Origin of the sequence: Rhodococcus sp. C3V, from assembly GCF_029269915.1 — a bacterium.
GTDB lineage: Bacteria > Actinomycetota > Actinomycetes > Mycobacteriales > Mycobacteriaceae > Rhodococcus_F > Rhodococcus_F qingshengii.
In genome coordinates, this window is record NZ_JARJBE010000002.1 from 379,372 (window position 1) to 399,293 (window position 19,922).

Below are 19,922 nucleotides of genomic sequence, written 5' to 3' on the forward strand. Positions count from 1 at the left end.
TGAATGTGCCTTTGGTCGCTCCGCAGACTCCGTCAAAGAGCCCTTGGTTGCGCCCGCAGGGTCCGTCGCCCGGGCTGCGGACAACGGCTTCTGGCTTGCGCTCATCGAATCGTAGACCGTGACTCCGAGGCACCGCGACCCGGTCCTACTCTGCGTCGTACTCGAGCATCCGTTTTTCACGGCACCGAACGAACGACCTGCGGTTTATGTTCCCCCGGGAGTCCGAACCCACTTCCGAATCGGCGTGTCGTGCGCGTCGAAGAATTCGGTCGGTGTCCGTTTTCGGCCATCTCCTCCACTGATAAGGTCACCCTCGCCTAACTCACCTCAGGAGTATTCAGTGAAATTCTTTCCCCGCCGCGCCGCGCTGGTAGCCGTCGCAGCCTCGATCGCCTTGGTCGTTCCAGCCTGCTCGAGTAACGACGAGCCCGCTGCAACCACCACCTCGACCGAGTCGGGCGCATTCCCCCGCACGATCGAACACTTCCGTGGAAGCACCGAAATCCCGGCAGCACCCCAGCGGATCGTCGCGCTCGACAACAGCTTCACCGACGCCGTCCTTCTCCTCGAATCCCCGCTCGTCGGCTACGTCGACTACCGCGAGCCCGGTCTGCCCGACTACCTCGGATCCTCGCGGGAGGAATTCGCCGCGGACGCCGTCTCGGTCGGCACGGTCAGCAGTGCAAGCCTCGAGAAGATCGCCGCACTGCAGCCGGACCTCATCATCTCCGCCGAGGTCCGCGACGGGAAGAACTACGAGCAGCTCTCCGCAATCGCGCCCACCGTCTTCACCCAGACAACCGGTCCGACGTGGAAGGACAACATCCGCGTAGTCGGTCAAGCGCTGGGCAAGGAATCGCTGGCCGAGGCGAAAATCTCCGAATACGAAACTCGCGCGGCTGCCGTCGGCAAGGAAATCAACGAGAAGGCGAACAACCCGGTCATCTCGGTAGTCCGGTTCGCCGGTGAACCGACCGCACGCCTCTACCGCACTACCTCGTTCAGCGGCATCGTTCTTCAGGATGCCGGGCTGAAGCGCCCGGACAACCAGGGACCCGACCCCGCCGATGCCGGCAACATCATGATGAAGATCAGCCCCGAGCTGATCAACGAAGCCGACGCGGACGTCATCTTCATCAGCACCTGGCAGGACGCCGAGGGCAAGAGCGCCGAAGCTGCGAAGCCATTCCTCGAGAGCCCGCTGTGGCAGACGCTTCGAGGACGCAAGGTCGACGTGGACGATTCACGTTGGATGTCGCCGGTCAGCATCCAGGGCGCCCACATGATCCTCGACGACCTCTCGGACACGTTCGAGGTGGACAAGCAGAACAGCTGAGTCGAACAGCTAACCTGAACGGCGCCCGCTCACACAGGAAGCCGTCGACTTGTCTGTTCTCTCACGCACGTCTGTTCTCTCACGCACGACCGCCCGCACGTCCGTTCGTCGTGTCTCGATCCTGGGGATCACCGCCACGATGCTCGTCCTCGGTGGTTGCTCGTCCGACTCGTCGGACGATCCGGCGAGCACCATCGTCCGGACCACTACGTCGATCGCCGGTGCCGGCGTGATGGGCATCGAACGCGACACCGCCACCGCGTGCCCGACGCCGACGCAAGCCGACCCGGGAGCGGGCCCCGGGGTGAAGCGTCGAGTCGTACACACTGCGGGTGAAACCGAGGTTCCTTCCGATCCCCAACGGATCGTGGTCCTCGACAGCGTCTCGATGGACGCCGTGTGCGCCCTCGGCCTGTGGGAGCGGGTAGTGGGCGCCGCGACCGGTGTCGACTCACCTCAACCGTCGTACCTGGGTTTCGGCATCTCGGAGATTCCGAGTGTCGGCCCCGTGAGCGCACCTGACGTCAACGCCGTGAAGGCCGCCGCGCCGGACTTGATCCTCGGGTCCAGTCCGGCGTCCGACGGCTTGTACGGGCAACTCGACGCCATCGCCCCCACCGTGTTCGCGGGCTCGGATCCCGTGTACTGGAAAGCGCAGTTCGCCCTCGCCGGCCAGGCACTGGGCCGTTCGTCCGCGGCTGCGACGGAGCTCGACCGCTACCAGCAGGACGTCGTGCAGCTCGGCGACGCATTGAATGCATCGCAGACGCAGGCATCAGTGGTTCGGTTCGGTTCGAAGGACCTGCAGATCGAGGGCCCTGCATCCTTCGCCGGACAGATCCTCAGCGACGTCGGCGTCCGGCGCCCACCGGCGCAGCGATTGACCGATGCGACCACGGCACCGATTCCGGCCGACGATCTCAGCGCCGCCGAAGGGGACTTGATCTACGTCCTCTTCGACGGGCCGAACGGCCGTACCTACGGCACCGAGATCATGAAGAGCGACCAGTGGCAGGACCTCGCCGCTGCCACAGACCGACGTGTGTTCGTAGCGGAAGACGACATCTGGAACGGAAACGGGATGACTGCTGCCCGTGCCGTATTGGCGGACTTGAAGGGAACCTTGAACGGATATGCGAGCTGACCGGAACGAACCACAACTCCCACATTCGAGGCGGCTCGCCACAACTGTGACGGTCGGGTTCTGATCATGCCGATCCCGGAATTCATTGTCGCTTTGCGCGAGAAGGTCGGTCATGCGCCGCTCTGGCTGTCCGGAGTGAGCGTCGTGATCCGCGACGACGACGGTCGGGTCCTGCTCACCCGCCGCGCCGACAACGGTCAGTGGGCCGTCGTGTCCGGCGTTCTCGAGCCTGGGGAGGAACCGTCGGCGGCGGCGGTGCGCGAGGCGAAGGAAGAAACCGGCGTCGACGCCGAATTGGTTCGGATCACGAGTGTCGATGTCACAGAGCCCATTACGTACCCCAACGGCGACGTGACTCAGTACCTCGACGTGTGTTTCCTGGCCAGGTGGACCGGCGGAGATGCACACGTGGCGGACGACGAAAACCTCGAGGTCGCGTGGTTCGCGCCGAGCGCACTGCCTTCGGACATGACGGAAACCTCGCGTCTGCGCCTCGCAAAAGCGTTGCTGGACAAGCCGGAAGCGTGGTTTCAGCGCTAGCCCGCTCTCAATACACGGCCGAAGCCCGATTCCCGCGTGTGCAGGAGTCGGGCTTCGGCGTGTAGGTCGCTCTCTAGAAATCCCAGTCGTCGTCTTCGGTGTTGACGGCCTTGCCGATGACGTAGGAGCTACCCGAGCCGGAGAAGAAGTCGTGATTCTCGTCCGCATTCGGTGAAAGTGCCGACAGGATAGCCGGATTGACGTCCGTCTCGTCCTTCGGGAAGAGGCCTTCGTAGCCGAGATTGTTGAGCGCCTTGTTGGCGTTGTAGCGCAAGAACTTCTTGACATCCTCGGTCAGACCGACGCCGTCGTAGAGGTCCTGGGTGTAGTCGACCTCGTTCTCGTAGAGCTCGAAGAGCAACTCGAACGTGTAGTTCTTGAGCTCTTCACGCTCGGCCTCGGTGAGCTGTTCGAGGCCCTTCTGGTACTTGTAGCCGATGTAGTACCCGTGCACGGCCTCGTCGCGGATGATGAGGCGGATGAGGTCTGCGGTGTTGGTGAGCTTGGCTCGCGAGGACCAGTACATCGGCAGGTAGAAGCCGGAGTAGAAGAGGAAGCTCTCGAGGAGCGTCGATGCGACCTTGCGCTTGAGCGGCGACTCGCCGTTGTAGTAGTCGAGAACGATCTGCGCCTTGCGCTGCAGGTTGGGGTTCTCCTCCGACCAGCGGAACGCGTCGTCGATGTCGGGGGTGGAGCACAGCGTCGAGAAGATCGAGCTGTAGCTCTTCGCGTGCACCGATTCCATGAAGGCGATGTTGGTGTACACCGCTTCTTCGTGGGGAGTGATCGCGTCCGGGATGAGGCTGACGGCGCCGACCGTTCCCTGGATGGTGTCGAGCAGCGTCAGGCCCGTGAAGACGCGCATGGTGAGCTGCTGCTCCTGCGCGGTCAGCGTTCCCCAGGACGGGATGTCGTTGGAGACCGGCACCTTTTCGGGCAGCCAGAAGTTGCTGACGAGGCGATCCCATACCTCGGCGTCCTTCTCGTCCTGGACGCGATTCCAGTTGATGGCGGAAACGCGACTGACCAGCTTGACCATAATTCCTACCTAGCGAGAGAGATACTGCCGAATGTTGGCTTGCCTGAACACTACCCGTTGTGTCGGGTCCGCGATGCCAACACAACAACATGTGTCGCACGCGCCCCTCCACGAGTACAAAAAATGTGATATCAATTAAATATCACTTACCGATGGAAAGCGAGTCTCGCATGACCAGCACACCCACCGTGGCCGAGAAACCGACCGGTGTCGCCACCACAACGATCGCCGAACGCCCAGGCTGGGACCTGTCCGGCAGCTGGATGCTCCTCGGCGGCGTCCTTCTCTTCCTGGCCGGAATCGCGCTGTCCGTCGTTGGCGGAGTTCTGGGACTCTTCGCCCTGATTCCGGTCGGAGTGGTGCTGTTCATCGCGTCACTCCCCCTCCTGATGGGCCTGACCTTGGTGCAACCTAATCAAGCCCGAGTTCTGCAACTTCTCGGAAGCTCGTACAGCGGCACCTTGCGCACGCCGGGACTGCGATGGACAAACCCGCTGACGGTCCGTCGATCGATCTCGACGCGCATCCGAAACCATGAGACCGGTCAGGCGAAAGTGAACGACGCCGACGGCAATCCCATCGAGATCTCGGCGGTGGTCGTCTGGCAGGTGGCCGACACAGCGCTCGCCTCGTTCCAGGTGGACGATTACGAGGAGTTCGTCTCCGTACAGACCGAGGCGGCCGTCCGCCATATCGCCGGTAGCTACCCGTACGACGCCGAAGGCCGAGTCTCGTTGCGCGAGAACGCCGATATCATCACCACCACCTTGTCGGAGGAGGTTCACGCCCGCGTGCGTGCGGCGGGTGTCGAAGTTATCGAGACACGCATCAACAGGCTCTCGTATGCACCGGAGATCGCCAGCGCGATGCTTCGGCGCCAGCAAGCGGGTGCAGTGATCGCCGCCCGCAAGCAAATCGTCGAAGGTGCGGTGTCCATGGTCGACATGGCTCTCAAGCAGCTTGAGGAAAAGCACGTCGTCGAACTCGACGAGGAACGCAAGGCGACGATGATCAGCAACCTTCTGGTCGTGCTGTGCGGCGACCGCGACGCACAACCGGTGCTCAACACCGGTTCGCTCTACCAGTAAAGGAAAGGCCACATGGCCACGGATCCAGCTCCGCGATCCGAGCGTAAGAAGATCCTTCTTCGGTTGGACCCAGCGGTACACGACGCCCTCGCCCGCTGGGCCGCCGACGATCTCCGAAGTACCAACGCCCAGATCGAGTTTCTCCTTCGGCGCGCACTCACCGAGCACGGTCGAATGCCGAAGAACGCCGGCAAGATGCACGGTCCCGGCCGCCCGCCGGCCTGATACCCCTGTGCGCCTTTTCGGTAGTAACCACTACCGAAAAGGCGCACGGGGGCGGAGCCCTCTACAGCATGCAGGAAACGCAGCCCTCGACCTCGGTGCCTTCGAGTGCCATCTGACGCAGACGGATGTAGTACAGCGTCTTGATGCCCTTACGCCACGCGTAGATCTGCGCCTTGTTGATGTCGCGAGTGGTTGCGGTGTCCTTGAAGAACAGCGTCAGCGACAGGCCCTGGTCGACGTGTTGCGTTGCGGCAGCATAGGTGTCGACGATCTTCTCGTACCCGATTTCGTAGGCATCCTGGTAGTACTCCAGGTTGTCGTTGGTCAGGTAGGGCGCCGGGTAGTAGACGCGGCCGATCTTGCCTTCCTTGCGGATCTCGATCTTCGACGCCACCGGGTGGATGGAGCTGGTGGAGTAGTTGATGTACGAGATCGAGCCGGTCGGCGGGACGGCCTGAAGGTTCTGGTTGTAGATACCGTGCTTCTGAACCGAAGCCTTCAGCTCACGCCAGTCGTCCTGAGTGGGGATGTGCAGCTTCGCATCGGCGAAGAGTCCGCGAACCTTGTCGGTTGCCGGCTCCCAAGCCTGATCGGTGTACTTGTCGAAGAATTCACCCGAGGCGTACTTCGACTCCGGGAAACCCTTGAAGTACGAGCCGCGCTCGATGGCGATCTTGTTCGACGCACGCAGTGCGTGGAAGAGCACGGTGTAGAAGTAGATGTTCGTGAAGTCGATGCCTTCTTCGCTGCCGTAGAAGATCCGCTCACGAGCAAGGTATCCGTGCAGGTTCATCTGACCGAGGCCGATGGCGTGAGAGTCGTTGTTGCCCTGCTCGATCGACGGCACCGAGTAGATGTGCGTCTGATCGGACACCGCCGTCAATCCGCGGATCGACACTTCGATGGTCTTGGCGAAGTCGGGCGAGTCCATGGTCTTCGCGATGTTCAGCGAACCCAGGTTGCAGGAGATGTCCTTGCCGACCTTCGAGTAGGACAGGTCGTCGTTGAACAGTGAAGGCGTAGAAACCTGCAGGATCTCCGAGCACAGGTTCGAGTGCGTGATCTTGCCCTCGATCGGGTTTGCCCGGTTCACCGTGTCCTCGAACATGATGTAGGGGTAGCCCGATTCGAACTGCAATTCGGCGACGGTCTGGAAGAACTCGCGAGCTTTGATCTTGGACTTGCGAATTCGCTTGTCGTCGACCATCTCGTAGTACTTCTCGGAGACGTTGATGTCGGAGAACGGAACTCCGTAGATGCGCTCGACGTCGTACGGCGAGAACAGGTACATGTCCTCGTTCTTCTTCGCCAGTTCGAACGTGATGTCCGGGATCACGACGCCGAGTGAGAGCGTCTTGATACGGATCTTCTCGTCGGCGTTCTCACGCTTGGTGTCGAGGAACCGGTAGATGTCGGGGTGGTGCGCATGCAGGTACACAGCACCGGCGCCCTGACGCGCACCCAACTGGTTGGCGTAGGAGAACGAGTCCTCGAGAAGCTTCATGATCGGGATGACACCCGAACTCTGGTTCTCGATCTTCTTGATCGGGGCGCCGTGCTCACGAACGTTGGTGAGCAGCAAGGCAACTCCGCCACCGCGCTTGGACAGCTGCAGTGCCGAGTTGATGGAGCGACCGATGGACTCCATGTTGTCTTCGATACGAAGCAGGAAGCAGGACACGGGCTCACCGCGCTGTTTCTTGCCCGAGTTCAGGAACGTCGGGGTGGCGGGCTGGAAGCGTCCGGCGATGATCTCGTCGACGAGTTCGACGGCCAGGTCTTCGTTGCCTGCGGCCAGGGTGAGCGCAACCATGCAGACACGATCTTCGAAACGCTCGAGGTAGCGCTTACCGTCGAAGGTCTTGAGCGTGTAGGAGGTGTAGTACTTGAATGCACCCAGGAACGTCGGGAAGCGGAACTTCTTGGCGTACGCGTGATCGATCAGGAACTTCACGAAAGTACGTGAGTACTGATCGAGAACCTCGGGCTCGTAATAGTTTTCCTCGACGAGGTAGTCCAGCTTCTCGTCGAGGTTGTGGAAGAACACGGTGTTCTGGTTGACGTGCTGCAAGAAGTACTGACGGGCTGCAGCGACATCCATCTCGAACTGGATCTCACCGTTGGCGCCGTACAGGTTGAGCATGGCGTTGAGTGCGTGGTAGTCGAGACCGTTGGTGGAATCGCCGCCGCGCGCATCACGCTCTACGCTTCCTGCCGCGATCGTGTCAGTGATGGTTGGCGCCACTGCCCGTGCTCCTTCTCTGTTTCGAGATGATTCCAGAACTCCCCCAAGCCTTCTCGTACCCGGTCGACGTCCTCGGCAGTGCCCATGAGTTCGAACCGGTACAGAAAAGGAACGTGGCATTTCTGGGAAATGATGTTTCCTGCATAGCAAAAGGACTCACCGAAATTGGTGTTTCCCGCCGCGATCACTGCTCTGATCAACGACCTGTTGTGTGGATTGTTCAAAAAACGAATGACCGGCTTCGGTACATAACTGGTGTCGCGCCCTGTCACGGTGACCCCGCCACCATAGGTGGGCAGAATCAGCACATAGGGCTCGTCTACACGAAATGAGCCGTCACGGTCATGGATAGGTATACGTGTCGCAGGCAGGCCGAGACGTTGAACGAATCGGTGGGTGTTCTCCGACACGCTGGAAAAGTAGACCAGCGAAGTCATCGGTTGTCACCATTTTCTTGTACGGTGCCCGGAACTACTCAGATGTGTCGGCGGAGGTGTCCACCGCCGACACTGCGGCGCTTCAAGCAGCGACGGTCAGGGTCTTGATGCGATCGGGACGGAAGCCCGACCAGTGATCTTCACCGGCAACCACGATGGGTGCCTGGAGGTACCCGAGAGCCATGACGTAGTCGCGGGCTTCGGCATCCTCGGTGATGTCGATGACGTTGTATTCGAGACCGGCCTTGTCCAGGGCGCGGTAGGTGGCATTGCACTGAACGCAAGCGGGCTTGGTGTAGACGGTGATGCTCATGAGAGTCCCTCTTTCGCTTAGCCAACAAAGGCCGATGTAGTGATGTTCAGCACCGATACGACCGATTGCCGGAGTCTCGCTCGAAGCGTTCCGCGTTGTGGTCTCTCAGTGCTCAAGACACTACACCTAGTGGCCGACAGAAACACATAACGCGAGATGTTGTGAGTCACATCGTTGGAATTCCCAGGTCGCCCCTGTTCAGCGCCTTCATTTCCCGGCGCGTCGGCGTGTCGCGCGTCACAGTTTATTTTTTTGCTCGCCGGCCTCTCGGAGCCGCGCCACGGACCTACCATGAGCGTCGTGGAAACACCCCCGAAGGACGAGGCTCCACGCCACCAGGCAACCGTGACGAGAACACAGCAGGTGACACCGTTGATGCGCAGAATCACCTTCGGTGGGGAGGGCCTGAGCGACTTCGAGACGAGTGGTAGCCCGGACGAACGGGTGCTCGTCAGATTCCCTCTCATTCCCCCTCACGCCCGCAGTTACACGGTCCGGCGCTGGCAGCCGTCGAAGAACGAGCTGGAGATCGACTTCGTTCTCCACGGCCACGGCGGCGCGGCACTCTGGGCCGCGACTGCGCAACCGGGCGAGACCGTTCACCTCTCGACGGCGAGCGGGTGGTTCACGCCGCCGGCAGGTTGCGACTGGCTGCTGATGGTCGCCGATCACGCCGCTCTGCCCGCGATCGGGCGAATTCTCGAAGAAGCACCCGACGGTCTACCGATCCACGTCATCGCGCAGGTACCCGCGCCGAGCGAACAGCAGACGTTCACGACGCGCGCCGACGCTCACTACCGATGGATCGAGGAATCGGACTCGCTGCTCGCCGAATTGGCCGGCGCTGCCCTGCCTCCCGGCGAGGGCTACATCTGGTGTGCAGTCGAGGCCGCGGCCGCCAGACGCATCCGCACTCACCTGCGTCGAACATGGGAAATCCCGGCAACCCGCATGCACGTGATGGGTTACTGGCGGGAAGACAAGGAGAACTGGGAGCGTCGGTACGCCGCCGTCGCCGACCGTATCGATGCTGCGATGGGCGAAGCGATGATGGCCGGCAAGGATTTCGAGTCGGTTCGCGACGCGGTCGACGACGCGATGGAACGCGAAGGGCTCTAGCGCGCATACGAGTGAGGACCACACCTTCCGGCATGGCCCTCATTCGTGAAACGAATTACGCGTTGACGAGCTGCTTGCCGGCGTCGACGAGGTCGGAGACGACCTTGGAGACCTGAGCGAGCACCTCTGCGTTCTCACGCGGGTGCAGCTCACCGAACAGTGCGCCGGTTCCACCGATGCTCAGTGCAGTGTCCTCGACGACCTTGCCGCCGGCGATACGGACCGCCTTGGTGGTGTCTTCGTGTGCCCACTTGGCGCCGTTGCCGCTGGGCGAAGCGCTGATGACTGCGACAGCCTTGTCCTTGACTGCACCGACACCGTACGGACGCGAGATCCAGTCGATGGCGTTCTTCAGAACTGCGGGAATGGTGCCGTTGTACTCGGGGGTGACGAGCAGGAACGCGTCCGCGTCGCTCGCAGCGGAGCGCAGTGCGTCGACAGCGGGGATGGAAGCACCCTCGACGTCGATGTCTTCGTTGTAGAAGGGGACGTCGGCGAGGCCTTCGAAGACCGTCAGCGTGGCGCCCTCGGGTGCGGCGGACACAGCCGTCTCGGCAAGCTGGCGGTTGACGGATCCGGCGCGCAGGCTGCCGACGAGAACGAGAACATTGGTCTGTGACATAGCGAGTTTCCTTCGAGAGTGGTGCGGTTGGTGGCTCCGGTTGAAAGTTATATCAACTAAACGGACCGCGGTCCACTTACATTCCCCGGCCCTGTAACCTGATCCCGTGAGCGCAATCCCCCTCCCCCAGATCGGCGCCGCGCCGGTCGAGCGCGGTGACGCAGCACGTAACCGCGTACTTCTGCTCGACGCCGCAGCCCTCCTCGTTGCCGAGCGAGGTGTCGACGCGGTGACGATGGACGCTGTCGCGTGCCGGGCCGGTGTGGGCAAGGGCACAGTTTTTCGGCGCTTCGGCAATCGATCGGGACTGATGCAGGCACTGCTCGATCACACCGAGCGAGAACTGCAGCAGGCATTCATGTTCGGCCCCCCACCGTTGGGTCCGGGCGCGCCGCCGATCGAGCGCCTCATCGCGTTCGGACGAGCCCGGATTGCCATGGTGGAAGTACAGGGCGAAGTCCTCCGAGCGGCGGAAAACGCTCCTGAATACCGCTTCGGCGGTCCGGCCCGGGCTCTCGGCATCGCTCACGTCATCGGGCTTCTTCGAGGAGCCGGCGTCGAGGGCGACCTCGATCTGCTCGCTTCAGCACTGTTGGCACCGCTCGAAGCGTCGCTCGTCCTTCATCAGGTGCGCGATCTCGGGATGACCACCGAGCGCCTGGCGGCCGGCTGGGAAGACCTTGCCCGGCGCGTTACTCGATGTTGACTCCCCAGATCCGTCCCACCACTTAATGTGAGCCCATGCGCATCGCTGCAGCCGTCATCGGCCTCCTGACCATCGCCGCGGTAAGTGGTTGCTCCGCTTCGTCCGACTCCCCCGAAGACAAGACGGATCCCTCCGGTCGTGTGTTCATCTCGACCTCCGTGGATGGAACACAAATTCCCGGCGGCGGCCCGCTGACTCTCGACTTCAGCCAGGCCGGTCGAGTGTCCGCGAGCGCCGGATGCAACACGGCAAACGGTTCGGTCGAGTTCAACGACGGCACGCTGACCACCGGCACCATGGCGTCGACCATGATGGGCTGCCCTCCCGGCATCGCCGAGTCCGACTCCTGGACAACAACATTGCTGACCGCCGCGCCGGCGTGGAGCCTCGACGGCGACACCCTCGTCCTGACATCGAAGGACGCCACAGTCACCCTGCAGGACAAGAAAATCGTCACGCCGGATCGACCGCTGCAGGGCACGACGTGGACTGTCACGTCCCTCATCAGTCCCGATGCGATCAGTACGAGCCTGGCTCTGGAGACGTCAGCTCCCGAACTGACGATTGCCGCAGACGGTTCGGTCAGCGGGAGCACCGGATGCAATCGCATGACCGGAAGCGCCCAGACGTCCGACACCACAGTCACGTTCACGCCGATGGCAACCACGCGTATGGCTTGCCCCGAGGAGAACATGGACATCGAGCGCCAGATACTGGCGGTGCTCGACGGCGAAGTGAGCTACACCGTCGACGCCGACACGCTGACCCTGCGCAAGCCCGACGACACCGGATTGATACTGACTGCGCAGGCTTGACCAGACGCTGCAGGCTCGATCAGACGTTGTCGAGCAGCCAGCGCCCCAACTCGCGGGCGCTGGCATCGATCATCGCGGGCCAGTCCAAGGCCGAGTCGTCCGCGTGATCGCTGACGTGTTTGACGAGTCGGCAGGTAGCACCCGCTGCCTGCGCGGCGAATGCGATGGCAAATCCCTCCATGTCGACCAGATCGGCTCGCTGCGCAAGGGCGTCCCGGGTTGCAGCGTCGGCGATGAATGCGTCGCCGGTCGCCAACACCGAGTCGTCACCGCCGGCGAGCACCAAACGGTCCGCGACGTCGTGCCCCAGCGCTCGGATCGTGGTGCTGCTGATGTCGTGATTGATGACGACGCCGGGAACATAGAGGCCGCCGTGGTGCGCGTGCAGCGCACCGGCTGTCCCGATGTTGACGACCAGCGGCAGATCATCCCGCTCGTACCGCGCGAGAGCAGAGGCGACTGCTGTTGCAGCACTGACCTTTCCAATCCCCGTGATCAGCAGTTCGTATCCTTGCGGCACGTATGCCGCTTCCGACTTCGTCGCACTGACCACCAGAACGTTGTTCGCACTCATGTGCGCGACCGTACCGCCCCGGATACGGTGGCACTGCACGCGCCTGCTCACATCGCTAGAGTCCATTCATGGCCACACTGCGTGAAAGCATCATCGAAGAACTCGGCACAAAGCCGACAATCGACGCCGCAGCGGAGGTTCGCGCGCGAGTCCAGTTCCTGAAGGACTACGTGCGCTCGACCCCCGCCAAAGGGTTCGTTCTGGGAATCAGCGGCGGTCAGGACAGCACGCTCGCCGGAGCCCTCGCCCAACGCGCGGTCACGGAACTTCGTGAAGACGGCCTCGAGGCCGAGTTCGTCGCCGTTCGACTCCCCTATGGCGCTCAGGCTGACGAATCCGACGCTCAGATCGCGCTCGGCTTCATCAAGCCGGACCGCTCTCTCACGGTCAACGTCAAGCCTGGCGCCGACGCGACGGCCCGTGAGGCCTCCGAGGCGTTGGGGAACGGCGAACTACGCGACTTCGTCCGCGGCAACATCAAGGCGCGCGAACGAATGGTCATCCAGTATGCGATTGCCGGTCAGCTCGGCTATCTCGTGATCGGTACCGACCACGCCGCAGAAGCGATTACCGGCTTCTTCACGAAATTCGGTGACGGCGGTGTCGACATCACGCCGCTCACCGGCTTGAGCAAACGCCAGGGCGCTGCATTGCTGCAGGAATTGGGCGCACCCGAGAGCACGTGGCGCAAGGTGCCGACCGCCGACCTCGAGGACGACCGACCCGCGCTACCCGACGAAGTTGCCCTCGGCGTCACGTACTCACAGATAGACGACTACCTCGAAGGAAAGGACGTTTCCTCCGAGGTAGCCGAGAAGCTCGAGAAGATGTTCACCAACACTCGTCACAAGCGCACGGTGCCGGTCACACCCCTCGATGACTGGTGGAAGTAACTCCTACCAGAGCTCTTACCAGCGACTAGCTACCGAACAGGCTGCCGAAGACGTCGCCCAGCGAACCCGTTCCCGAAGCCGGATCCGTCTTCGCGAAGTTGGTGGTGCATCCGTTGAACTGCACTGCATCGACCAGCGTCGACGTGGCGGCGGAACCGGTGCCCACACTGACGCCGTAGTGGTCGACTACCGCGTTCGGGTTCGCGGCGACGATGTCAGCCAAAGGCACTGACACGCGGTCCTTGGCGCCGTCGATGTTCTGAGTGCTCCACCACACGCCCTTCTGGAGATCCGCGTGAACGCCGCCGTCAGCCGTCGGCGTCGCGTCGGGTCCCGGGACCCACACCAGGGTGGTGAATCCGTTCTCGAACTTTCCGCCGGTGGTTCCGGTGAGGCGGAGCTGGAATGCCGCAGTCGGCGTGGCGGCGCGCTCGGCAAAGCCGATCGCCTTGCCGACTGCGTCGGACAGCTTGATACCGCCGGCCGAATGGTAGGAAACCGAACGATCGCCGGTACCGTCGACGGCCAGCTTCAGTGAACCGTCCTTGTCGAGAACGTTGTCGGCCGAGTACGACGCGGTCTGATCCTTCTCGTCGGTGAACGGGATGCCCCACCCGTTCGGCGTCGCTTCGGTGGACAGGGTCGAGCAGGAGGCTTCCGGCGCAGAAGAGCCGAGAGAACCGGTGGACGGAAGCGCAGTAGCAATTGCCGGAGCGGTGAGTGCAGCTGCCCCGAGGAGTGCTACGACGACTCCGACACGGCGCGTGGAATTAATCGACATTGAAATACCTTTCACATATCCCGAGTGGAATTGCGCCAAAATTAACACATGTCGACAATTACCAACAGCGAAGGTATTTCTTTTGTCATCCAAACAGATGACAATTCACCTTGGCAATTCGAAGTGCATTCGCTCCCCCAAAAGTAGGAGAAACTAAACAAAACGACCAATGCTGGACAATTGACCAACAATGGAGAAAACGGAGATAGATGCCACTTGAGCTGGAGTGATCAAGATATGAATATTTGGACCGGCAAACCGAAAAAGGATAATACGTCGGCAGCCCACAAATAGCTACGCCGGCAATTCTCGGACTAGCCTCCAGCGAAAGGCGGAAGAATATCGACAGCGCTACCGGAGGCTCGAGAGACGTCGCGGGTCAACTCGTCACCGACGAGGAAAGCCGAGACCGACAGCACTCGCTCCATCTCCGGTCCGTATCGCCCGACCAGCACCGCCACCAACTCGGCAAGTGTGTTGTCAGGCGAGATGGCGACTACCTCGCTACGGCAACCGGATACATCCGCTGCAGCAGCAAAGTAACGAACCGAGATCGAATGCGGATCAGCCACCAATCGCTCCCATACTTCTTTCCGGCGGAACGAAGTCCGCGGCGTCGATGCCGTGCCCAGCCCACTTGTTCCACATCGCACCGCGCCACAAATCCGCTAGTTCGTCGTCACTTGCTCCGGCCCTGAGCGCGGCACGCAGATCAACTTCACGGTCACTGAACAGACATGACCGAATTGTTCCCTCTGCGGTCATTCGCGTCCGATCGCATTCACTGCAGAACGAGCGGGTCACGGAAGCGATGATCCCTACCGTCATCGTGGTCCCGTCGACACGCCATTCTTCGGCAGGAGCCGACGGATCTTCACGGCCGATTGCTTCCAATTCGAAACGGCTTCCCAAAACGGACAATAATTCAGCCGCGGTCACCATGTTCTCGCGTGCCCATGCATGGTCTGCGTCCAGAGGCATTTGCTCGATAAAGCGCAATTCGACGCCGGCTTCGAGGCACCACTGCAAAAGATCCGCCGCGCCGTGGAGCGTTTCACGCATCAGCACCGCATTGATCTTCAGTGGCGCGAGCCCGGCCGCAGCTGCCGCTCGAATTCCCGCGAGAACGGACGGCAACCTGTCTCGACGCGTCAATTCAGCGAAATGGGCGCGATCAACCGAATCCAGGGAAACATTCACGCGAGTCAAACCAGCTGCAGCCAGCTTTGCGGCACGATGTTCGAGCCCAACGGCGTTGGTAGTCATGGAAAGTGGAATTCCTGGCACGCGCGCGGCGCACCCCCCGATGATCTTTTCGAGGTCACTACGCATCAGCGGTTCGCCGCCGGTGAATCTCACCTCGCGAATACCGACTCGTTCGACGCCGATTCCGACTACTCGAATGATCTCGTCGGCACTCAGGAGATCTTCCGCAGCGATGGACGGCAAGCCTTCCTCCGGCATGCAATACGTGCAACGAAGTGAACACTTCTCGGTGATCGAGACTCGCAGATCTCTGGCAACACGCCCGAACCTGTCGACCAGGAGATCCGTCTCGGGACGACCGGCGAGGGAGGCAGCGTCGAACCGCACGGTGGGAATTCCCATCGAGACCACTGTCATCACTTCACCAACTTCCGTATTGCTCCAGTATGACCGAAAGCCGTACTCCGTGTGTCGGACGGACCACACCGCCTAGGATCAAAACATGTCGAGGTTGTCGAGGTTACTGTCATGAGCGCGCGTTCGGTCGAGGAACACGCGTCGCACATCTCCGGATTGCTCACCGGCCTGCACACCCTCTCTCCGACGGCAGTTCCGACGGCAGAAGCGTTGGGGCGCATAACTTGCTCGGATATCGCATCGCCGGTAGACCTGCCACTCTTCCGCAACTCGCAGATGGACGGGTATGCCGTCGATGCTGCTTCTGTGGCCTCGGTTCCGACCACACTGACGGTTCGAGGCGTGATCGCCGCTGGAAGCGGAAAACCACCGAAACACCTTCCAGGATCGGCATTTCGCATCATGACCGGTGCTCCGCTCCCCGAGGGTGCCGACGCCGTTGTTCCGGTCGAGGACACAACGGGTGTCACCGAGCACGTCGTCACGATCGAACGGGGCAGGTCGGTAGGCGAATTCGTACGCGAACGTGGCAGCGACATCACCGCCGGAATGCTACTGGTCACGGCCGGAACGCACTTGGAACCTCGCCATATCGCCGCGCTGAGTGCTGTGGGCTTGGCCTCGCTCGACACCTACACGAAGCCACGGGTCGCGATAATTACGACGGGCGCCGAACTGAAAAGTGCCGGAACAACTCTCGAACCCGGTGAGATATACGATTCCAACGGTCCAGCTTTGGCAACATTGGCCGAAGCCAACGGCGCCGATGTCGTATCCGTCGCCCGAAGCAGCGACGACCCCGCCGAGTTCCGCGAATTGCTCTCGTACGCAACCTCGGTCGCTGATCTGGTGTTCACCTCCGGCGGAGTGTCCATGGGCGACTTCGAGGTGGTGAAGGAAACTCTCACGCCTCTGGGAGCACACTTCGGCCACGTCGCAATGCAGCCGGGCGGTCCGCAAGGCACTGCAGTGGTGAACGAAGTGCCGGTACTGAGCTTCCCGGGCAACCCGGTGAGCACGATGGTCTCCTTCGAGGTCTTCGCACGGGGCGAACTGCGCCGGGCCGCGGGCCTGCCCGAGATCCCGCGCGAGCGACTCCCGTTGACTGCACCGCTGCGTTCGGTGGACGGCAAGCGGCAGTTCCTGCGGGCACGCAGAACTGCGGACGGAATCGAACTCGTTGCCGGACCCGGATCGCACCTTGTTGCAGCCATGGCGTGGGCCGACGTCCTGATCGACATCCCCGCCGCCGTGACCGAGCTCGGCGCGGGCGATCTCGTCGACGTCGTCCCGCTCTCGACTTCCTCGATCTGATTCACTCGATCTGATTCAAAGGACACTGATGACCGAATTGACACACGTCGACAGCGAGGGCCGAGCGCGCATGGTCGACGTCAGCGCCAAGGCCGAGACGACGCGTATCGCCGTCGCCGCCGGCGAACTCGTCACGACCGCCGAGGTAGTTCGCCTCGTCCGCGCCGACGGCATGCCCAAGGCTGATGTCCTCACCACCGCGCGCATCGCCGGAATCGCCGGTGCGAAGAAGACCTCCGAACTGATCCCGCTGTGTCATCAACTCGCGCTCTCGTCGGTCAAGGTGGAATTCGGGTTCACCGAAACATCGATCACCGTCGAGGCGACGGCGAAGACTCGCGGACAGACCGGCGTCGAGATGGAAGCACTCACCGCCGTCGCGGTAGCCGGCCTGACCTTGCACGACATGGTCAAAGCGGTGGACCCCGGAGCTACCATGAACGGTGTTCGTCTGCTCACCAAAGACGGTGGTAAGCGCGGACATTGGACCCGCGACACTCAGAACGCACAGACAGCTCCGGCGCACACCTTCACCTCGGCACGGTCCGCGACCGTCCTCGTGGCTTCCACCGGCGGTGCGAACGGCACCAGACCCGACACCACCGGACCCACGATCGCGACCTGGCTACGTGAACGGGACTTCGAGGTACGTGGACCGCTTGTGTACGCCGACGCAGACATCGCGGCGGGCATCACTGACGCCAAGGAGGGCTTCCCGTCACTCGTCATCAGTACCGGCGGCACGGGGGCTTCCCCCACGGATGCCACCCCGGAAGCTACCCGGGCAGTCTTGACCCGTGAGTTGCCCGGCGTCGCAGAAGCGATCCGGACCAAGGGCCTCGAGAAGACACCGCACGCGTCGCTGAGCCGTGGTGTGGCAGGTCTCACAGGTACGACGGTCATCGTCAATCTTCCGGGTTCTCCCGGTGGAGTGAAGGACGGTCTCGCCGTCCTCGGACCCATCATCGATCACCTGCTCGCGCAGGTCGCAGGCGGAGGAGCGCACGATGAGTGAGCTATTGGCTCGGATCTCCGAGCAACCGATTCACGCAGACACCGTCGACGCCGCCGTGGCCGGTCCGAAGAACGGCGCTGTTGTGGTGTTCACGGGAACGGTGCGCAATCACGATGGAGGTCAAGCGGTTTCGGCGTTGGAGTACCAAGCGCATCCGGATGCCGAACGCTTCCTCCAGACGTGCTGCCAAGAGGTTGCGGCCTCGACCGGCCTGCCGGTTGCCGCGATCCATCGCGTCGGTCACCTCGAGATCGGCGACCTAGCACTGGTCGCCGCCGTCGCCGCGCCGCATCGAGCGGAGGCGTTTGCCGCGTGCGCCGAACTGGTGGAGCGCATCAAGCACGAGGTACCGATCTGGAAGCGGCAACACTTCGCGAACGGCGTCTCCGAATGGGTCGGGTTGTAGGTCGAACGCTCCGGGAAGGTAGAGTTGCGATCACTAGGTGCCTGAAATCGGGCATCCAGCGTCGTAGAACGCAAATTTTCTTGCTGAGTGCTCAATGCACCCGCTCTTCTTACGGCGAAGAAGCCTGCCGACCGGCAGCGCCGCCACCACTGTGCTTGATTGTTCGACCGGTTAATTCCCGTGTCGGCATCCGGGCACGAACACGTGCCCGAAAGGCTCTGAACACACTTGTCTGACATCTCTACGCCCGCTACCACCTTCGCAGCCCTCGGTGTGCGCGCACCGCTGGTGAAAGCTCTCGAAGACGGCGGAATCACTTCTCCGTTCCCGATCCAGATCGACACCCTCCCCGACACTCTCTCGGGGCGCGACGTACTGGGCCGCGGAAAGACCGGAAGCGGCAAGACCCTCGCGTTCTCCATCCCCATGGTCTCCCGCCTCGCCGGCGAACTGTCCGGAGGAAAGCGTCGTCCGGGTCGACCGCTCGGCCTGGTGCTCGCACCGACGCGTGAGCTCGCCACCCAGATCACCGCAACCCTCGAACCGTTGGCCGCCGCATACGACTTGCGCGTGACCACGATCTTCGGTGGTGTCTCGCAGCACCGCCAGGTTCAGGCTCTCAAGGCCGGAGTCGACATCGTCGTCGCCTGCCCCGGTCGCCTCGAAGACCTCATGAAGCAGAAGTTCGTCAGTCTCGACGCCGTCGAGATCACCGTGCTCGACGAGGCCGACCACATGGCCGACCTCGGCTTCCTGCCCGTCGTCACCCGCATCCTCTCGTCCACGCCGCAGGACGGGCAGCGTCTACTGTTCTCGGCAACGCTGGACAACGGCGTCGACAAGCTCGTCAAGCGTTTCCTCAAGAACGAGGTCATGCATTCGGTCGACGAGGCCAACTCCCCCGTCGCCGCAATGACGCACCACGTGTTCGACGTCGACGGCGTCGAAGCCAAGAAGGCTCTGGTCGAGAAGCTCGCTTCCGGTACCGGTCGTCGCATCCTGTTCATGCGCACCAAGCACCAGGCTCGCAAGTTGGCTCGCCAGCTCACCGAGTCGGGCATCCCGTCCGTTGACCTTCACGGCAACCTCTCGCAGGCTGCTCGCGACCGTAACCTGGCGGCATTCTCCGCCGGTGAAGCGCGCGTCCTCGTCGCCACCGACGTCGCAGCGCGTGGCGTCCACGTCGACGACGTCGAGTTGGTCGTCCACGTCGATCCGCCGGCCGAGCACAAGGCTTACCTGCACCGCAGTGGTCGCACCGCTCGCGCAGGCAGCGCCGGCGACGTGGTCACCGTGGTTCTGCCCGAGCAGCGTAAGGATCTTGCGATCCTCATGCGCAAGGCAGCCATCAAGGTGACCCCGGTCCGTTCGACTGCCAACTCCGAGCACGTCGTCAAGTTGGTCGGCGACATCGCACCGCACGTCACGCCGGCTCCGAAGGCTCCTGCCCAGCCGAACGGCGGACGCGGGCAGCGTCCCGCCGGCCAGGGTGGACGCGGCGGCGCAGCACGTTCGGGTCAGGCTCGCTCCGGACAGGGCGGTCAGTCACGCGGTGCTCGCACCGGCGGAGCTGCCCGTCAGGAACATGCCGGTGGTGGCGCTCGCCGTCCCCGCACCGGCGGCGGCGCTCGCACCGCAGGCTCCACCGGTGGCCGTCCCGCACGCTAGGCCACACCGCCGCCCCGCG

At 62.5% G+C, this 19,922-nt stretch carries 22 protein-coding genes; 13 read left to right on the plus strand and 9 right to left on the minus strand.

Going from position 1 to position 19,922, the window contains the following annotated elements; genetic code table 11:
- Positions 1 to 340: 340 nt before the first annotated feature.
- From P3G66_RS06760 to P3G66_RS06770, 3 genes are all read left to right on the plus strand, one after another.
- Complete coding sequence (locus P3G66_RS06760) at positions 341 to 1,336, plus strand: iron-siderophore ABC transporter substrate-binding protein (RefSeq protein WP_050655126.1); 996 nt, start codon at positions 341 to 343, stop codon at positions 1,334 to 1,336.
- Between the two features lie 49 nt (positions 1,337 to 1,385).
- Positions 1,386 to 2,480: an iron-siderophore ABC transporter substrate-binding protein gene (locus P3G66_RS06765; protein ID WP_125050656.1), complete on the plus strand. Its 1,095-nt coding sequence runs from the start codon at positions 1,386 to 1,388 to the stop codon at positions 2,478 to 2,480.
- 66 nt (positions 2,481 to 2,546) lie between these two features.
- Positions 2,547 to 3,020 (plus strand): NUDIX domain-containing protein, encoded by a 474-nt coding sequence (locus P3G66_RS06770; protein WP_007736052.1) that lies wholly within the window; start codon positions 2,547 to 2,549, stop codon positions 3,018 to 3,020.
- Positions 3,021 to 3,093: 73 nt separating this feature from the next.
- Here P3G66_RS06770 and nrdF read toward each other — a convergent pair whose 3' ends face one another.
- Positions 3,094 to 4,059: a class 1b ribonucleoside-diphosphate reductase subunit beta gene (nrdF, locus tag P3G66_RS06775; protein WP_003944744.1), complete on the minus strand. Its 966-nt coding sequence runs from the start codon at positions 4,057 to 4,059 to the stop codon at positions 3,094 to 3,096.
- Positions 4,060 to 4,229: 170 nt separating this feature from the next.
- Between nrdF and P3G66_RS06780 the strand changes: the two genes are divergently transcribed.
- Together P3G66_RS06780 and P3G66_RS06785 are read left to right on the plus strand one after the other, a co-directional pair.
- The gene (locus P3G66_RS06780) at positions 4,230 to 5,147 is read left to right on the plus strand and encodes an SPFH domain-containing protein (protein WP_003944699.1); all 918 of its coding nucleotides are present in this window, start codon (positions 4,230 to 4,232) and stop codon (positions 5,145 to 5,147) included.
- A 12-nt stretch (positions 5,148 to 5,159) separates the two neighbouring features.
- Positions 5,160 to 5,372, plus strand: a complete 213-nt coding sequence (locus P3G66_RS06785) for a hypothetical protein (protein WP_003944723.1) — start codon at positions 5,160 to 5,162, stop codon at positions 5,370 to 5,372.
- A 61-nt stretch (positions 5,373 to 5,433) separates the two neighbouring features.
- Here P3G66_RS06785 and nrdE read toward each other — a convergent pair whose 3' ends face one another.
- From nrdE to nrdH, 3 genes are all read right to left on the minus strand, one after another.
- Positions 5,434 to 7,515, minus strand: coding sequence for a class 1b ribonucleoside-diphosphate reductase subunit alpha (nrdE, locus tag P3G66_RS06790; RefSeq protein ID WP_007736057.1), 2,082 nt, complete (start codon positions 7,513 to 7,515; stop codon positions 5,434 to 5,436).
- 59 nt (positions 7,516 to 7,574) lie between these two features.
- Positions 7,575 to 8,054, minus strand: a complete 480-nt coding sequence (nrdI, locus tag P3G66_RS06795; RefSeq protein WP_003944767.1) for a class Ib ribonucleoside-diphosphate reductase assembly flavoprotein NrdI — start codon at positions 8,052 to 8,054, stop codon at positions 7,575 to 7,577.
- Positions 8,055 to 8,136: 82 nt separating this feature from the next.
- Complete coding sequence (gene nrdH, locus P3G66_RS06800) at positions 8,137 to 8,367, minus strand: glutaredoxin-like protein NrdH (RefSeq protein WP_003944717.1); 231 nt, start codon at positions 8,365 to 8,367, stop codon at positions 8,137 to 8,139.
- Between the two features lie 291 nt (positions 8,368 to 8,658).
- On the opposite strand from nrdH, the gene P3G66_RS06805 reads away from it, so the two are divergent.
- The gene (locus tag P3G66_RS06805) at positions 8,659 to 9,486 is read left to right on the plus strand and encodes a siderophore-interacting protein (RefSeq protein ID WP_276116331.1); all 828 of its coding nucleotides are present in this window, start codon (positions 8,659 to 8,661) and stop codon (positions 9,484 to 9,486) included.
- A gap of 55 nt (positions 9,487 to 9,541) precedes the next feature.
- Here P3G66_RS06805 and P3G66_RS06810 read toward each other — a convergent pair whose 3' ends face one another.
- Positions 9,542 to 10,108 (minus strand): NAD(P)H-dependent oxidoreductase, encoded by a 567-nt coding sequence (locus tag P3G66_RS06810; RefSeq protein ID WP_030534957.1) that lies wholly within the window; start codon positions 10,106 to 10,108, stop codon positions 9,542 to 9,544.
- A 106-nt stretch (positions 10,109 to 10,214) separates the two neighbouring features.
- On the opposite strand from P3G66_RS06810, the gene P3G66_RS06815 reads away from it, so the two are divergent.
- Both P3G66_RS06815 and P3G66_RS06820 read left to right on the plus strand, forming a co-directional pair.
- On the plus strand, positions 10,215 to 10,814 hold the full coding sequence (locus P3G66_RS06815) for a TetR/AcrR family transcriptional regulator (RefSeq protein WP_003944690.1): 600 nt from the start codon (positions 10,215 to 10,217) through the stop codon (positions 10,812 to 10,814).
- A 35-nt stretch (positions 10,815 to 10,849) separates the two neighbouring features.
- Positions 10,850 to 11,629, plus strand: coding sequence for an META domain-containing protein (locus P3G66_RS06820; RefSeq protein ID WP_007736061.1), 780 nt, complete (start codon positions 10,850 to 10,852; stop codon positions 11,627 to 11,629).
- Between the two features lie 19 nt (positions 11,630 to 11,648).
- On the opposite strand, the gene P3G66_RS06825 is transcribed toward P3G66_RS06820, so the two are convergent.
- Entirely contained in the window at positions 11,649 to 12,203 is a 555-nt protein-coding gene (locus P3G66_RS06825; RefSeq protein WP_276116332.1) for a nucleosidase, read from the minus strand.
- A 68-nt stretch (positions 12,204 to 12,271) separates the two neighbouring features.
- On the opposite strand from P3G66_RS06825, the gene nadE reads away from it, so the two are divergent.
- Positions 12,272 to 13,096 (plus strand): ammonia-dependent NAD(+) synthetase, encoded by an 825-nt coding sequence (nadE, locus tag P3G66_RS06830; RefSeq protein ID WP_276116333.1) that lies wholly within the window; start codon positions 12,272 to 12,274, stop codon positions 13,094 to 13,096.
- A gap of 25 nt (positions 13,097 to 13,121) precedes the next feature.
- On the opposite strand, the gene P3G66_RS06835 is transcribed toward nadE, so the two are convergent.
- From P3G66_RS06835 to moaA, 3 genes are all read right to left on the minus strand, one after another.
- Positions 13,122 to 13,877: a hypothetical protein gene (locus P3G66_RS06835; RefSeq protein ID WP_276116334.1), complete on the minus strand. Its 756-nt coding sequence runs from the start codon at positions 13,875 to 13,877 to the stop codon at positions 13,122 to 13,124.
- A 314-nt stretch (positions 13,878 to 14,191) separates the two neighbouring features.
- Positions 14,192 to 14,449: a MoaD/ThiS family protein gene (locus P3G66_RS06840; RefSeq protein WP_003944706.1), complete on the minus strand. Its 258-nt coding sequence runs from the start codon at positions 14,447 to 14,449 to the stop codon at positions 14,192 to 14,194.
- Positions 14,442 to 15,500 (minus strand): GTP 3',8-cyclase MoaA, encoded by a 1,059-nt coding sequence (moaA, locus tag P3G66_RS06845; protein ID WP_118606743.1) that lies wholly within the window; start codon positions 15,498 to 15,500, stop codon positions 14,442 to 14,444. The genes P3G66_RS06840 and moaA overlap by 8 nt, the downstream gene beginning before the upstream one ends.
- A gap of 111 nt (positions 15,501 to 15,611) precedes the next feature.
- Between moaA and glp the strand changes: the two genes are divergently transcribed.
- The 4 genes from glp to P3G66_RS06865 all read left to right on the plus strand — a co-directional run bounded on the left by glp (position 15,612) and on the right by P3G66_RS06865 (position 19,903).
- Positions 15,612 to 16,814 carry a gephyrin-like molybdotransferase Glp gene (glp, locus tag P3G66_RS06850; protein WP_003944714.1) on the plus strand — a complete coding sequence of 401 codons (1,203 nt, stop codon included), beginning with the start codon at positions 15,612 to 15,614 and terminating at the stop codon, positions 16,812 to 16,814.
- A 28-nt stretch (positions 16,815 to 16,842) separates the two neighbouring features.
- Positions 16,843 to 17,829 (plus strand): bifunctional molybdenum cofactor biosynthesis protein MoaC/MoaB, encoded by a 987-nt coding sequence (gene moaCB, locus P3G66_RS06855; RefSeq protein ID WP_065455546.1) that lies wholly within the window; start codon positions 16,843 to 16,845, stop codon positions 17,827 to 17,829.
- Complete coding sequence (locus P3G66_RS06860; protein ID WP_007731311.1) at positions 17,822 to 18,235, plus strand: molybdenum cofactor biosynthesis protein MoaE; 414 nt, start codon at positions 17,822 to 17,824, stop codon at positions 18,233 to 18,235. Before moaCB ends, P3G66_RS06860 begins: the two co-directional genes overlap by 8 nt.
- Positions 18,236 to 18,463: 228 nt before the next feature.
- A complete protein-coding gene (locus P3G66_RS06865; RefSeq protein WP_042450056.1) occupies positions 18,464 to 19,903 on the plus strand; it encodes a DEAD/DEAH box helicase in 1,440 nt (479 codons plus the stop codon).
- Positions 19,904 to 19,922 lie beyond the last annotated feature (19 nt).

Bases quoted from the DNA above. Each gene is read 5' to 3' on its own strand.
- P3G66_RS06770 (WP_007736052.1), top strand. From the start codon at position 2,547: ATGCCGATCCCGGAATTCATTGTCGCTTTGCGCGAGAAGGTCGGTCAT.
- nrdF (WP_003944744.1), bottom strand. From the start codon at position 4,059: ATGGTCAAGCTGGTCAGTCGCGTTTCCGCCATCAACTGGAATCGCGTC.
- P3G66_RS06780 (WP_003944699.1), top strand. From the start codon at position 4,230: ATGACCAGCACACCCACCGTGGCCGAGAAACCGACCGGTGTCGCCACC.
- P3G66_RS06785 (WP_003944723.1), top strand. From the start codon at position 5,160: ATGGCCACGGATCCAGCTCCGCGATCCGAGCGTAAGAAGATCCTTCTT.
- nrdE (WP_007736057.1), bottom strand. From the start codon at position 7,515: ATGCTCAACCTGTACGGCGCCAACGGTGAGATCCAGTTCGAGATGGAT.
- nrdI (WP_003944767.1), bottom strand. From the start codon at position 8,054: ATGACTTCGCTGGTCTACTTTTCCAGCGTGTCGGAGAACACCCACCGA.
- nrdH (WP_003944717.1), bottom strand. From the start codon at position 8,367: ATGAGCATCACCGTCTACACCAAGCCCGCTTGCGTTCAGTGCAATGCC.
- P3G66_RS06805 (WP_276116331.1), top strand. From the start codon at position 8,659: ATGAGCGTCGTGGAAACACCCCCGAAGGACGAGGCTCCACGCCACCAG.
- P3G66_RS06810 (WP_030534957.1), bottom strand. From the start codon at position 10,108: ATGTCACAGACCAATGTTCTCGTTCTCGTCGGCAGCCTGCGCGCCGGA.
- P3G66_RS06820 (WP_007736061.1), top strand. From the start codon at position 10,850: ATGCGCATCGCTGCAGCCGTCATCGGCCTCCTGACCATCGCCGCGGTA.
- P3G66_RS06825 (WP_276116332.1), bottom strand. From the start codon at position 12,203: ATGAGTGCGAACAACGTTCTGGTGGTCAGTGCGACGAAGTCGGAAGCG.
- nadE (WP_276116333.1), top strand. From the start codon at position 12,272: ATGGCCACACTGCGTGAAAGCATCATCGAAGAACTCGGCACAAAGCCG.
- P3G66_RS06835 (WP_276116334.1), bottom strand. From the start codon at position 13,877: ATGTCGATTAATTCCACGCGCCGTGTCGGAGTCGTCGTAGCACTCCTC.
- moaA (WP_118606743.1), bottom strand. From the start codon at position 15,500: ATGACAGTGGTCTCGATGGGAATTCCCACCGTGCGGTTCGACGCTGCC.
- glp (WP_003944714.1), top strand. From the start codon at position 15,612: ATGAGCGCGCGTTCGGTCGAGGAACACGCGTCGCACATCTCCGGATTG.
- moaCB (WP_065455546.1), top strand. From the start codon at position 16,843: ATGACCGAATTGACACACGTCGACAGCGAGGGCCGAGCGCGCATGGTC.
- P3G66_RS06860 (WP_007731311.1), top strand. From the start codon at position 17,822: ATGAGTGAGCTATTGGCTCGGATCTCCGAGCAACCGATTCACGCAGAC.